This window comes from Caproiciproducens lactatisolvens, assembly GCF_052443335.1.
Classification (GTDB): domain Bacteria; phylum Bacillota; class Clostridia; order Oscillospirales; family Acutalibacteraceae; genus Caproiciproducens.
Genome location: NZ_CP195750.1, coordinates 2,551,882 through 2,565,674, shown reverse-complemented (window position 1 = coordinate 2,565,674; position 13,793 = coordinate 2,551,882). Strand labels below are relative to the sequence as shown.

At 54.2% G+C, this 13,793-nt stretch carries 13 protein-coding genes; 12 read left to right on the top strand and 1 reads right to left on the bottom strand.

Annotation, left to right across the window (positions count from 1 at the left end):
* The first annotated feature begins 70 nt into the window (after positions 1-70).
* The 8 genes from ACRQV7_RS12560 to ACRQV7_RS12525 all read left to right on the top strand — a co-directional run bounded on the left by ACRQV7_RS12560 (position 71) and on the right by ACRQV7_RS12525 (position 7,632).
* Positions 71-940, top strand: a complete 870-nt coding sequence (locus tag ACRQV7_RS12560; protein ID WP_442867990.1) for a branched-chain amino acid ABC transporter permease — start codon at positions 71-73, stop codon at positions 938-940.
* Positions 941-953: 13 nt separating this feature from the next.
* Positions 954-1,946, top strand: a complete 993-nt coding sequence (locus ACRQV7_RS12555; RefSeq protein ID WP_444658398.1) for a branched-chain amino acid ABC transporter permease — start codon at positions 954-956, stop codon at positions 1,944-1,946.
* Entirely contained in the window at positions 1,939-2,721 is a 783-nt protein-coding gene (locus ACRQV7_RS12550; protein ID WP_444658397.1) for an ABC transporter ATP-binding protein, read from the top strand. The genes ACRQV7_RS12555 and ACRQV7_RS12550 overlap by 8 nt, the downstream gene beginning before the upstream one ends.
* A 20-nt stretch (positions 2,722-2,741) precedes the next feature.
* The gene (locus ACRQV7_RS12545) at positions 2,742-3,452 is read left to right on the top strand and encodes an ABC transporter ATP-binding protein (RefSeq protein ID WP_275715200.1); all 711 of its coding nucleotides are present in this window, start codon (positions 2,742-2,744) and stop codon (positions 3,450-3,452) included.
* A 30-nt stretch (positions 3,453-3,482) separates the two neighbouring features.
* Entirely contained in the window at positions 3,483-4,772 is a 1,290-nt protein-coding gene (locus ACRQV7_RS12540; protein WP_444658396.1) for a lactate racemase domain-containing protein, read from the top strand.
* A gap of 120 nt (positions 4,773-4,892) precedes the next feature.
* A complete protein-coding gene (locus tag ACRQV7_RS12535) occupies positions 4,893-5,543 on the top strand; it encodes a GntR family transcriptional regulator (protein ID WP_444658395.1) in 651 nt (216 codons plus the stop codon).
* A gap of 164 nt (positions 5,544-5,707) precedes the next feature.
* On the top strand, positions 5,708-6,610 hold the full coding sequence (locus ACRQV7_RS12530) for a dihydrodipicolinate synthase family protein (RefSeq protein ID WP_275715208.1): 903 nt from the start codon (positions 5,708-5,710) through the stop codon (positions 6,608-6,610).
* A gap of 122 nt (positions 6,611-6,732) precedes the next feature.
* Entirely contained in the window at positions 6,733-7,632 is a 900-nt protein-coding gene (locus ACRQV7_RS12525) for a ribokinase (protein ID WP_444658394.1), read from the top strand.
* Positions 7,633-7,698: 66 nt separating this feature from the next.
* Here the strand turns inward: ACRQV7_RS12525 and ACRQV7_RS12520 are convergent, their stop codons facing one another.
* Positions 7,699-9,219, bottom strand: a complete 1,521-nt coding sequence (locus ACRQV7_RS12520; protein WP_444658393.1) for a DUF4183 domain-containing protein — start codon at positions 9,217-9,219, stop codon at positions 7,699-7,701.
* 109 nt (positions 9,220-9,328) lie between these two features.
* Here ACRQV7_RS12520 and ACRQV7_RS12515 point away from each other — a divergent pair, with 109 nt between their 5' ends.
* From ACRQV7_RS12515 to ACRQV7_RS12500, 4 genes are read left to right on the top strand one after another with little or no spacing between them, the layout of a single operon-like run.
* On the top strand, positions 9,329-10,339 hold the full coding sequence (locus ACRQV7_RS12515; RefSeq protein ID WP_444658392.1) for an NAD-dependent 4,6-dehydratase LegB: 1,011 nt from the start codon (positions 9,329-9,331) through the stop codon (positions 10,337-10,339).
* Positions 10,336-11,520, top strand: a complete 1,185-nt coding sequence (locus tag ACRQV7_RS12510) for a LegC family aminotransferase (protein WP_444658391.1) — start codon at positions 10,336-10,338, stop codon at positions 11,518-11,520. Before ACRQV7_RS12515 ends, ACRQV7_RS12510 begins: the two co-directional genes overlap by 4 nt.
* Positions 11,517-12,740, top strand: a complete 1,224-nt coding sequence (gene neuC / locus ACRQV7_RS12505; protein ID WP_444658390.1) for a UDP-N-acetylglucosamine 2-epimerase — start codon at positions 11,517-11,519, stop codon at positions 12,738-12,740. Before ACRQV7_RS12510 ends, neuC begins: the two co-directional genes overlap by 4 nt.
* A complete protein-coding gene (locus ACRQV7_RS12500; RefSeq protein WP_444658389.1) occupies positions 12,727-13,788 on the top strand; it encodes a GNAT family N-acetyltransferase in 1,062 nt (353 codons plus the stop codon). The genes neuC and ACRQV7_RS12500 overlap by 14 nt, the downstream gene beginning before the upstream one ends.
* Positions 13,789-13,793: the final 5 nt, after the last annotated feature.

Sequence of the window (13,793 nt, the reverse complement as noted above, 5' to 3'; positions counted from 1 at the left end):
GCCTCCCTCACATCGTTTATGGCGGGGAGGCATATAACGATGATCCGCATGTAGAAAAGGAGTGCAAGCCATGTTGGCAATATTGATTCAACTTTTGGTCAGCGGGATCGCGCTGGGCTTTATCTATGCTTTGGTCGGCATAGAATATACACTCGTCTGGAACTCTACAGGCTTGCTTAATTTCAGCCATGATAAGCTGATTACCTTGGGCGCATATATTTTCGGAGGAACTCTGGTGTTGGGGCTGGGCCTTAATTCCTGGCTGTCGGTGATCATCGCGATGATCGTCTCCGGTATCGTCGGGGCGCTGGTCGCATCCACCATCTTCAACCCGCTGAGAAACATGCGTTCCACCATTTTCGCCGTCATGGGCACAATTATGCTTGGCAGAATTCTTTACGAAGCCACCCGTCTGATTTGGGGGCCGATTCCCTTTACCGTCCCTAACTGGCTGACGGGAAATGTGATTATCCATGACATCAGCATTACAAAGGCAAATCTTTACATCTGCATTGTCTCCATTATTGTCGTCGCCTGTCTGCAGACCTTTCTCACTTTTACCAAAACCGGCAAGGCCATGCGCTGCGTCGCACAGAACAAAAAAGCGGCGGCGCTGATGGGAATCAACGTGTCCCAGAACATCTGCATCACAACAGGAATCAGTTCCATTATCTGCTGCATCATTGGTATGCTGATTATCCCGCTGTTCAATATTGATGTGAATATGGCTTCCATGATCGGGCTGAAGGGCTTTTCAGCCGGCGTGATCGGCGGGTTCGGATATATGCCAGGCGCTATTCTGGGCGGCCTGATTATCGGAATTGTTGAAAATCTTTCCGTTGCGGTTTTGCCCGCGGTGTATAAGGATGTCGTATCCTTTGTTCTTCTCATTTTGTTCTTACTGATTCGTCCCGGCGGAATACTGGGCAAGAGAGCATGAAAGGGGTGGCGGTATGACAAAATCAAATATCGCAAAACTGGCCGGCATCGTTTTATTGGGCATCTTCACGCTGTTGGTGCCCGTATTTGTCAAAAACGATTATTATATGCTGGTGATCAACCGTCTGCTGATCAACATCGTCATTGTGCTGGGACTGAATTTTATCACCGGCCTGACCGGCCAGATGAATCTGGGGACAGCCGGCATCTTCGCTCTGGGGGCCTATACCTCCGCGCTGCTTTCCAAAAATCTGGGGATTTCCCCGTGGCTCGGGATGCTGGCCGCGGTTTGCATGGGCCTTCTGATCGGCGTTGGCCTCGGCTTTCCAAGCCTTCGTATCAAGGGCGTTTATCTGTCCCTCACCACCATCGGCTTTGCGGAAGTGGTCAGGCTGCTCTGCGCAAACCTGAACGATGTTACCGGCGGCACGCAGGGGCTGCGCCAGATTCCCCCCTTTTCCATTTTCGGGTTCAAATTCAACACACAGCAGAGCGTGTATTACCTTTTTCTGATGATTGCCCTGATCGCCTTTTTCATCGCGTGCCGGATTACATACTCCAAGTGGGGCAGGGTGTTTAAATCCCTGCGCGACAATGTGGAAGCGGTGGAAATGTGCGGGGTGAATATCGCGAGCGTAAAAATCAAGGCGTTTACCCTTGCCGCTGTGTTCGGTTCGATAGGCGGCAGCATGTACGCGCATTACATGGGTTATATGAATCCATCCACCTTCAATACGGACCTTTCCGCCAACTTCGTCATCATGCTGATGGTGGGCGGTATCGGCTCCGTGGTCGGCAACGTGGTGGGTGCGGTGATCGTGACCGCCCTGCCGGAGGTTTTAAGGTTTTTGGGGACTTACTATCAGCTGGTTTTCGCCACCATTATCGTCCTCGGCGCGATTTTTCTGCCGAACGGCTGGGGCGACGGGATCAGAAGGCTGTGCCGCTGGCTGAGAAAGAAATGTGCGGGACGAAAAACACAGCAAGGCGGTGCGGAAAATGAGTAGTTTATTGCAGGTCAGCAACATTACAAAACGTTTTCAGGGACTTGTGGCGGTAAACGATCTGTCGCTCACCATGGAACACCGTACGATCCACGCTCTGATCGGTCCGAACGGAGCCGGAAAAACCACCACTATCAACCTGATTACGGGCGTGACTCCACTCACCTCCGGCGAGGTACAGCTGGACGGAAAAACCATTTCCGGGCTTCCCACCTTTCAGGTGGCCCGTTCCGGCATCGGCAGAACGTTTCAGAACATCAAGGTGTTCCCCAGCATGACGCTGCTGGAAAATGTCATGGTCGGCGGGCACGAGATAGCACCCATGGGAATTTTGAAGGGTCTGTTCAACATGCGCGGTGCGCAGAAGGAAGAAAAGCTGCTGAAGGACAAAGCGGAGCAGATTCTTGACTATATCGGCATGTATAAATGGAAGGACGAGCTGATGGAAAACCTGCCCTACGGCAGACAGAAAATTTCAGAGCTGGCCCGCGCCCTGATGACCGGCCCGAAGCTGATCCTTCTGGACGAACCGGCGGCGGGGCTGAACCCTTCGGAGCGTTCGGAACTGGTCAAGGTTATTATGAAGGTATACGAGGACGGAACCGACTTTTTCCTGATCGAGCACAATATGGACGTTATCATGAAGATCAGCAGCAAAATTACGGTGCTGAATTTCGGCTCAAAAATCGCCGAGGGGACGCCGAAGGAAATCCAGAACAACGACGAGGTCATCAAGGCGTACCTGGGGCGCAAATATCAGGCACAGGGCCGGAACTAATACGGCGGGAGGTGTGAAGATTGCTTAAAATTAACGGAATAGACGCTTTTTACGGCAAGGTGCAGGCGTTACATAATATCTCCATGGAAATCGGTGACGGGGAAATCATTTCGATTATCGGTTCCAACGGCGCGGGAAAAACGACCCTGATGAACTGCATTATGGGAGTGGTAAAGGCCAGAAACGGCACTATCGAGTACCGTGGCGAAAATATCACGGATAAGAAGACCCACATGATTATGCGTAAGGGGATCGTATACATCCCGGAGGGACGCGAGGTGTTCCCGAACATGACCGTGCTGAACAATCTGGAAATGGGCGCGTATTCAAAAACGTTTTCCAAAAAGCAGCTGAACGAGCATCTTGATTCCATGTATGAGCTCTTTCCCAGGCTGAAGGAACGCGCCGGTCAGAAGGCCGGAAGTCTCAGCGGCGGCGAACAGCAGATGCTGGCGATCGCGCGCGGACTGATGAGCGACCCGCTGCTGCTGATGTGCGACGAGCCGTCTCTGGGACTGGCGCCGGTCATTGTGGACGATATGTTCAACGTATTGGTCAAGGTCAATAAAATGATGAATATCCCGATTATTATCGTGGAGCAGAACGCTTATATGGCTCTGAGCGTTTCCAACCGCTGTTATGTGCTGGAAAACGGTCTGGTCACCGCTTCCGGCGACAGCGACACGCTCCTGAACAGCGACGAAATCAAGAAGGCGTATCTGGGCGGCTGACACGCCGCCCGGGTCAAAGGAGAACCGACGATGTATATTGATTTTCCCGAAGTCCATCTGACGGTTCAGGGAATGGAGCATGTCGTCATCCCGAAAATGGTGACCATCCGGCAGAAATATGATGCCGGTAAGATTACGGATCTCGCACGGCACATCCGTTTCCAGATGGAGAACAATCTGGAAAACAGGGAGCGTTTCCGCGGCAGGCGGATCTGCCTGACCGTGGGCAGCCGGGGGATTCCCCATCTGGTGCTGATACTGAAAACCGTCTGCGGTATTCTGAAAGAATGGGGGGCGCAGCCGTTCCTTGTTCCCGCAATGGGGAGCCACGGCGGTGCGACCGCCGAAGGCCAGAGGGAATTGCTTGCGGGGTACCACGTCACGGAGGAATCCATAGGGGTACCCATCCTTTCTTCCATGGAGGTAGTCCGGTACGGCGAGCTGCCGGACGGAACCCCTCTTTACTGCGACAGAAACGCATGGGAGTCCGACGGGATCGTCGTGTTCAATAAAGTCAAGCCGCACACGAATTTCAGGGGAAAGCACGAAAGCGGGATGGCGAAGATGATTGCCATCGGGCTTGCAAAGCATAAAGGGGCGTCCATGTTCCATATGGAGGGGTTCGGACGCTTTGCGGAACTGATCCCCAAAATTGTGCAGATATTTCTGGAAAAGGCCCCCGTCGTTTTTGCGGTCGGAGTGGTGCAGAACGCATATGACGAAATCTGCAGTCTGGAAGTCTGCGAAAAGGAAGGGCTCCTTCAAAAGGACGCTGAACTGCTGGAGGTCGCCAAAAGGAGGATGCCCAAATTCAAATTTGAGGACTGCGACGTCCTCATCCTTGACGAAATCGGAAAAAATATCAGCGGAAACGGCTATGATCCCAATATTGTGGGGAGGAATACCTCCGAAGGGTTTCCCGGCGAATTCCACGCCAAAAAGCTGTTTATCCGCGGACTGACGCGGGAAACCCATCACAATGGCAGCGGGCTGGCAATGGCGGATATTTCTACCCGCCGCTGCCTGAACGAGGTCGACTGGGAGCCTACCTGGATAAACGCCGTCACCGCGACGGTGCTTAACGCCGGGCGTATCCCGATGTACGCCAACAACGACCGGGAAGCCTTGCTCCTCTGTATCCGGACCTGCAACGGGACCCGCTTCGACCGCGTCCGCATCGCGAGAGTCAAAAATACGCTTTCTCTGGACCGGATTCAGGTGTCGGAAGCGCTGTATGAAGAAATCCGGGACAGGGAAGACGTGGAACTGGCCGGCGGTCCGGAAGAAATGCAGTTTGACGAAAAGGGTTTTCTTCTTTGAGCGGGTTGGATGCTGGATAATACAAAATAAAAAATTTTTTATTTTAAATTTATTTATTGACATGGATATCTGAAAATGCTATGATAAATATATCCTAAGAAAGTTAATGAGTGAGTGTACATGTCAGTAAAAAAGAATCTGGATCTGATTGTAATCGACAAACTGAAGGACTGCATTATCAACGGGGAATGGGTCCCCGGCCAGCAGCTGTTTATCGACGAGATTGCCGAACAATACGAAATAAGCCGCACGCCGATCATTCAGGCGGTCAAGGCGATGAGCGTGGAAGGAATGCTGACGCTTACCAACAGCGGCAAGGTCGTCGTTCCGAAGTTCACCCGGGAACAGATTTATGATATCTGTTCGGTAAGGCTCCTTCTGGAAAAGTTTGCAATCAAACAGATCTGCTCCAATGAAAGCATTCGCATCACGGAGCTGACCCAGATTGCCGACCGATGCGCCTGTACGCTGATTGAAGGCAAAATCGCCGAGTCGCGCAAGCTGGATATGCTTTTTCACAAACAGCTTGTTAAATGCGGAGGAAACGAATGTCTGGACAGCGTATACGTAAAAGTGCAGGGCCAGTTCGAGGTGTCCAGTTACCTGATAGCGCCGCACGGAGAGGATCAGCAGTCCATCGCGGTCGACGAGCATTTTCAATTGCTCCGCACATTAAAAGTTTACGATTACAAGGCGGCGGAGGAAGTGATTGACTTCCATATCAACACGGCCGCCGAAAAAATCGTCAGCCGCCTGAGCGACAGGGAGTAACAGCGCCGCAAAGGCGCAAATCCGTGCGGGCGGTATATCAAAAATCCAAGTGGCGGAAGCCGCTTCATTTTTATAAAATTAAAAATTTTTTATTTTTAATTTTAAATATGTAATTAATCAGCAAGCAGAGAGGCTGATTAAAAATAAAAAAGGAGAGCAACACAATGAAAAAAATCAAAAAGGCTTATGGCTTAACTCCGGCATCCATGACAATCTGGAACGCAGATCAGACCTACAACAAAAAGGGCATGGAAAAATACCTGACCTGGCTTCTGGACAACGGCGCACAGTCCATTTCCGTGTGCGGCAGCACCGGTGAAAACATCGCGATGAATATGGAGGAGCAGAGGGAAATTATCGCTCACGTCGCAAGCTTTCTCGGCGGTCAGGTTCCGCTGGTCTGCGGCACCGGCAGATACGACACGCTGAACACCATCAAGATGAGTAAATTTGCTCAGGAGCAGGGCGCCGACTGCGTCATGGTGATTCTTCCGTTCTACCTCAATCCCCACAAGAAAGCCGTTTTACAGCACTTCCGCGATCTGAGAGCCGCCCTCGACATCGACATCATGATCTACAACAACCCCTGGTTCGCGGGCTACGAGCTCAACCATAACGAAGTACAGTCGCTGGTCGACGATGGCACCATCCAGTCCATTAAAGCCGCCCACGGCGACCCGAACAGAGTCCACGAGCTGAAGTACTACTGCGGCGACAGGCTCAGCGTGTTTTACGGCCACGACTACTGCGCAATGGAGGGCCTGCTCGCCGGCGCGGACGGCTGGCTGTCCGGTTTCCCGGCGGTTCTTCCCAAACAGTGCCGCGCGCTGCTTGACGCCTGCAAGGAAAAGAATGTTGACAAAGCGATCGCCGAGCAATATAATATGCAGGATTACATAGACTACTTCTTCAACGACAAGGTCAACGGCGTTCCGCACTGGCAGGAAATCTGCAAATATACGCTGACCGCACAGGGCTTGGACGTGGGCCTGCCCCGCAAGCCGCTGGGCGATCTGGATGCGGAAAACAAAAAGAAGATCGAAAAGCTTCTTGCAAACATGAAATAAGCTTTCCTTTGTCTTACAGACGGCCTCCCCTGAATACGGCCGGAAAAATTAAAATCTGACACGGCAATACCGGCACCGCTGAAAATCGCGCGTGCCGGTATTTGATTAAAGGAGATATTTTTATGAAGGTGCTGAATTTCGGATCTCTCAATTACGATAACGTGTATTCCGTCGATCATATCGTTCAGCAGGGGGAAACCATCTTTTCCACCAAACTGGAGCTGTTCTGCGGCGGAAAAGGGCTGAACCAGTCCGTGGCGCTGGCCAGAGCCGGGGCCGAGGTCTGCCACGCGGGGATGGTGGGGCCGGATGGGGAACGGTTGCGGGATGCCTGCCGAGAAAACGGCATTGACTGCCGGTACATCCGCACGGTGGATCGGAGAACCGGTCACGCGGTCATTCAGGTGAGCGGGGCGGGTCAGAACAGCATCGTCCTGTTCGGCGGCGCCAACCGGCGGAACACAAAAGAATTTGTAGACGAGGTCCTGGCGGACTTCGGAGAAGGAGACCTCGTGCTGCTGCAGAATGAAATCAATCTTGTCGACGATATCATTGACAAGGCCTATGAGAAAAAGATGCAGATTGCGCTGAACCCGTCTCCGTTCGACAGCTCCCTGTCCGAATGTGATTTCCGGAAGGTATCTGTTTTCCTCATTAATGAAATTGAGGGAGCGCAGATTACGGGAAAAAAGGAGCCGGAAGAAATGATGAAGGAGATGCTGCGCCGTTATCCCAACGCAAAGGTGGTCCTGACGCTCGGAAAAGCGGGCGTTATTTATGGAGATCAGGCGCACAGATACGCGCACGGGACCTATCGGGTGGAGGTGGTCGACACCACAGCCGCGGGAGACACCTTCACCGGTTATTTTTTGGCGTCCTATCTCAACGGAAACACCATTCCGGAAGCGCTGCGCGTCGCGTCCGTCGCGTCGTCCATGGCGGTGTCGAAAATGGGTGCGGCCGACTCCATTCCTTACCGCGAGGATGTGCTGAAATCGCGTTTGGAACCGGTGTGCGGATGAAAAAAACCATGGAAACGCGAGGGACTGTTGCGAAACAGTCCCTCGCGTTATTGGATATATGATTAATTACAAAGCGGGGCGTTCCTGTTTCGGAATGCTTCCGTTTTTTTCTGATACTTCGAGCTGCTTTTGAATCGTTCCGAACTCCCGCAGGAAAGCAAGCTCGTTTTCCGGCACTTCCGAGTATCTTCTGATCCACCTTCGGAAAGCGGAATCGGAAATATCGTATCCGCGCACGGGCCCTTCGGGGCGGGGGTCGATATACTGCAGGGAAATGGGAGCCCCTTCTATGGGGGCGTCCTGCGTTTTCAGAATGAGATAGCCCTTTTGAACCGCGTAATTGACGTCCGGCTGAATGACGCCGTTGACAAACAGATTCAGATAGGCGCTTTGCTTCGGGTCCGGAATGCCTTTGTCACCGTACATCAGCAGCTGATCCTGACCGGTATAGATCTTTTTCTCGCTGGAGCGGGCGTTGAACTGATAGGTTTCCGTCTTGAAAAGGTGGCCGTCCGGGTCCCTGATGACCAGCGCCTCCAGAATGACCAGCTGTCCTTTTTCGGGAACGTCCGTCGTGGTCAGCTCCAGAAGCCCTTTGCGGACGATATAGTTTCCGGTCGGCTGCAGCACACCGTTGACATAAAGATTGAAGTAAGAGACCTCTTTCGGGTCGGGGATGCCCCGGACGCCGTATTTTTTCAGTTCATCCCCATTTGTGAAGATCCTTTTCGTGCCGTCGGAAACGGCGTTGTATTGATCGTTGACGACCGTCATCTTCTGATTGGAGTCGTTTCGGAGGGTGACGAACAAAATCATCACCGCCTGCCCTGCGGCGGGCGCGTTTTTCGTTGTCAGCTGCAGAAGGCCTTTTGTGATCACGTAGTTTTTCTTTGGCTGCAGAACCCCGTTCACAAACACGTTGCAGTAGGAGACTTCCCGCGGGGACAGAATCCCCCTGTCACCGTATTGGGTGAGTTCGTCCTGATTGGTGTATGCTTTTTTGACTCCGTCCGATAAAGCGTTGTACTGGTAAATCTCCGCTTTTAAGGTCATGCTCTGATAATACAGGGAGGTTCCGCTTTTGAAAAGGACAGAATCGTAGATTCTGTCGGCATGGATGCAGACCGCGCTTTTTACCGTAAGGGAAGAATCCACCTCCGGAATCCGGAGGTTTACTTTTAATCTGGAATCGGCGGCGGTGTCGATATAGATAAAAATTTTGACCCGGTCGGTACCGGCGCCGCTTTTGGGACAAACCGGCACGGCACAGCAATGAAAGCTGCTTACCGCAAAATGGAGCAGAGTCCCTTGGGGCGCGTAAAGGGAAATACACCGGATGATGCTGAACGGAAGAGGGGCCGACATCGTGCTCCCGTCCAGAGACACAGTGACGAAGCCCTCCAGCAGAACGGTCACAATGCTTTGGACGGCTGTTTTCCCGTCCGGGAGCCTGATCTGCTCCTGAGGACGGTCATTTTGGGACGATAGCTCCGTATAGCGAACCGCGCCCGGTTCATATGGGTTTAAGGCGTTTCCGTTTTTATCCGTTAAACGGCAGGTAATCAGGGGGAATTTACTTTTTAACATAGGATTCACTCCATTTTGCAAACGCCGACATTCTCCAGGGGAATTACTTCTATTTTTTATGTGGCGGAATATATTATAGAATAGCGGTAACTTTGTCAGGAGGAATAAGATGAACTTCAATGGGAAAAGAATTCTGGTTACCGGCGCGGACGGTTTTATCGGTTCCCACCTGACGGAAGGTCTGGTCAGAAAAGGAACCTGTGTCCGCGCCTTTGTCTGTTACAATTCGTTTAACTCCTGGGGCTGGCTCGACCAGTCCCCGGCTGAGATTAAAAGCAGTCTGGAAGTGCTGGAAGGGGACATCAGGGATCCTTACCGGGTGAAACAGGCAATGGAAGGCTGCGACGTTGTTTTTCACCTGGCCGCTTTGGTAGCGATCCCTTATTCATATTATTCTCCCGGTGCATATATTGACACGAATATAAAGGGAACCTTTCACGTTTTGCAGGCGGCGCGGGAGCTCGGGACGGAAAAAATCATCCACACGTCGACCAGCGAGGTCTACGGGACGGCCCGGGCGGTTCCCATACCGGAAACCCATCCTTTGCACGCGCAGTCCCCCTACGCCGCGTCAAAGACCGGAGCCGACCAGCTGGCTCTTTCTTTTTATGATTCCTTTCACACGCCGGTCGCCGTCGTCCGCCCGTTCAACACCTACGGACCCAGACAGTCGGCCCGGGCGGTCATCCCGACCGTCATCACCCAGATCGCCGCGGGCAAACGGAAAATCCGCCTCGGTTCCCTGACCCCCACCAGGGATTTCAATTATGTCCGGGACACGGTGCGGGGATTGACAGAAGCCGCCGAGTGCGACGCGACGGTCGGCGAGGTCGTCAATATCGGCAGCAGCTACGAGGTTTCCATAGGGGAAACGGCGCGGCTCATCGCGGAGGTGATGGGGGCCGAAATCGAAATAGAAACCGACCCCGAGCGGGTGCGCCCACAAAAAAGCGAGGTGGAGCGCCTTTGCGCGGATACCGCCAAAGCAGCCGGGCTGTTCGGCTGGAAGCCGGAGTACGCGGGCAGGGAGGGGCTGAAACGGGGACTGAAAGAGACCGCGGAATGGTTCAGCGATCCCGAACATCTGAAGCTGTATAAGACCGACAGGTATAATCTATGAGTACGGCAAAAAACGAGGACCTTTCGGCGATCCTTTCTGCGCTGAAAGAAGTACTGGACGGGGCGGAGAAGCCCGTTCCGCTGCACGAGCCCTGCTTTCGCGGCAGGGAATGGGAGTATGTGCGGGACTGCCTCGACTCGGGCTTTGTGTCGTCCGCGGGAAGCTATGTGGACCGGTTTGAAGAGCGGCTCGCCCAGTTCACGGGAGTGAGGCGCGCCGTGGCGGTGGTCAACGGGACGGCCGCTCTGTATCTGTGCCTCAGGCTGGCAGAGATCGGGCGGGACGACGAGGTGCTTGTCCCCGCGCTGACCTTTGTCGCCACGGCGAACGCGGTGTGCTACTGCGGGGCCATCCCTCATTTTATAGACAGCGATCCGGATACGCTGGGGGCCGACCCCGCGAAGCTGGACGCCTATCTTGCGAAAACAGCCGGCCAGAAGGACGGCTGCTGCCGCAACCGGATCACCGGACGGCCGATCCGGGCCGTGATCGCCGTGCATACGTTCGGCCATCCCGCCGACCTTGACCCGCTTTCAGAGGTGTGTAAAAAATACCGGCTGGAGCTGATCGAAGACGCCGCGGAGTCCCTGGGCTCCTATTATCAGGGCGTCCACACCGGAAATTTCGGAAAGCTTTCCTCCCTCAGCTTCAACGGCAATAAAATCGTCACCACCGGCGGGGGCGGGGCCGTCCTGACGAACGACGAAGAACTCGCCAAGCTGGCCAAACATATCAGCACCACCGCAAAGCTGCCGCACCGGTGGGCTTTTCTCCATGACTGCGTCGGGTATAATTTCCGGATGCCGAACATCAACGCCGCGCTCGGATGCGCCCAGTTGGAGCAGCTGGACGGGTTTATCCGAAAGAAACGGGCTCTTGCCGAAAAATACCGGCAGGCTTTCTCGGATGTCCCCGGGATTGCCTTTTTCCGCGAACCGTCCTACGCGAAGAGCAATTACTGGCTGAACGCCCTGCTTCTTGACCGGGAGGATATGGCCCTTCGCGACCGTATCCTTTCCGAAACCAACCGGCAGGGAATCCTGACCCGCCCGGCCTGGACTTTAATGAGTGAATTACCGATGTTTCAGGACTGTCCCCATATGGATTTGTCCGCGGCGGAAAGCCTGGAACAGCGGATCATTAACGTTCCCAGCAGCGCCCGTCTGGGGGAAAGTCCATGAGCGCCGCCGTGCGCCGAATCTGCATTGTTACGGGGACGCGGGCGGAATACGGGTTGCTGAATCCCCTTTTAAAGGAACTGGAACAAGCGCCGGAATTTCAGGTCCAGCTAATCGCGACGGGAATGCACCTGTCGCCGGAATTCGGGCTGACATACCGGGAAATTGAGGAGGACGGCTTTTCCATCGATAAAAAGGTGGAGACGCTTCTGTCGAGCGATACCCCGGCGGGAATCGCCAAGTCCGTGGGGCTCGGCGTGATCGGCTTCGCGGACGCTTTCTCGGAGCTGAAGCCAGACCTGTTGGTGGCGACGGGCGACCGCTACGAAATGCTGGCGGCGGCCCAGGCCGCGCTCTTCGCGAAAATCCCTATCGCCCATATCGGCGGGGGGGATACGACGGAGGGCGCCTTTGACGAGGCCATCCGGCACAGTATTACAAAGATGTCCCAGCTTCATTTTGTGACCAACGAAGAAGCTGATCGGAGGGTCAGGCAGCTGGGCGAGGACCCGTCCCGTATTTACAATGTCGGCAGCCTTGGAATCGACCGGATTCTTTCCCTGCCTAAAATGAGCCGCACCGAGCTGGAAAAGTCGCTTCCCTTCCGGTTTCTAAAAAGGAATCTGCTGATTACGTTTCACCCCGTCACGCTGGACATCGAAAGCTCCGGGGAGCAGTTCCGGGAGCTGGCGGCGGCGCTGCACGGCCTCAGCCCCGACGTGGGGCTGATCTTCACAAAGCCGAACGCCGACCCGCAGGGGCGGGAAATCATCCGCCTGCTGGACAGTTTTGCGGCCTGCCATCCGAACGCCGCCGTGTTTCCGTCCCTGGGGCAGCCGCGCTATTTCAGCCTGATCGCCCAGGCGGACGCGGTGGTTGGGAACTCCTCCAGCGGGGTTTACGAGGTCCCTTCTTTTCATAAGCCGACGGTCGACATCGGCGACCGTCAAAAGGGCAGGCTTTTTGCTTCTTCCGTTATCCACTGCGCTGCGAAAAGGCAGGAAATAGAGAAAGCGGTTCGGGCGGCGTTTACAAAAGACTGCTCGGACGCAGTCAATCCGTACGGCATGGGCGGCAGCGCGCAAAAAATCGTCAGGGCGCTCCGGTCCGTTCCGGATTATCGCCGCCTGCTGAAAAAGCATTTCTATCAGGCGGGGTGTGCGGAAATCCGGCATGGGGAATCCGGGCTTTCCGGACTGGGAGGAAACAATGGGGACTCTTGAGATCATTCCTTTTGAAAAACGGGAAAACTGGGACGCAATCGTCCGTTCCTTTCCCCGATACGACGTGTACTATCTCAGCGGATATGTTTCCGCTTTCCGCTATACGGGGGACGGCGATCCGCTTCTGCTTTCTTATCGCGGGGAAAAGATGCGGCTTTGCTACGTTGTGCAGCAGAGGGATATCGCCGGATCTCCCCCTTACGGCCAAATTCTGGAGCAGGGGCGGTATTTTGACTGGTCGACGCCCTACGGCTACGGCGGGCCGCTGACAGACGGCTTTGACGGGCGGGAGATCGGGGATTTTTTCAGGCAGCTTACGGATTACTGCCGCTCGGCCCGGATCGTGTCGCAGTTCATCCGTTTCCACCCTCTCCTTCAGAATCACAGGGTTTTTGAGGAAAGCTGCGAGCTGTGGAAAAACAGGCAGACCGTTTTCATCGATACTTCCGATAAGGCCGTCATCGACGCCAATCTGGAATCGAGGTGCCGGGGCGCTGTTCGTAAAGCGCTGAAAAATCATATCCGGATTGAAAACGGCCAAAATGAGGAAGCGCGGCGGACCTTTGTCCGGCTGTATTACGATACCATGCACAGAAGGAATGCTGCCGGCTATTATTATTTCAGCGAGGAATTCTTCAACGATTTTTTTACCAATATGGCCGACTGCTGCCGCCTGTTTTACGCGGTACTGGACGGTGAAACCATCTGTTCCGCAATCATCCTGTGCTGCAACGGACGGATGCACTATCATCTTTCCGCGGCGCAGAGGGACTCCCTTTCTTTGTCGCCCAATAACCTGCTGCTTTACACGGCGGCGTGCTGGGGGGCTGAAAACGGATACCGGCAGTTTCACCTCGGCGGCGGTGTAGAGGCGCAGGACAGCCTGTTTCTATTCAAGAGATCCTTTCATAAAAAAGGCCTGGCGGATTTTTATATCGGGCGGAATATTTTTTGGGAAGAAGCCTATCGGGAGCTGCTGGATATCCGCGCGGCTTCGGACAAAGACTTCCGCCCGGACAACGGCCGACTGATCCAGTACCGGGCGTAACGGGG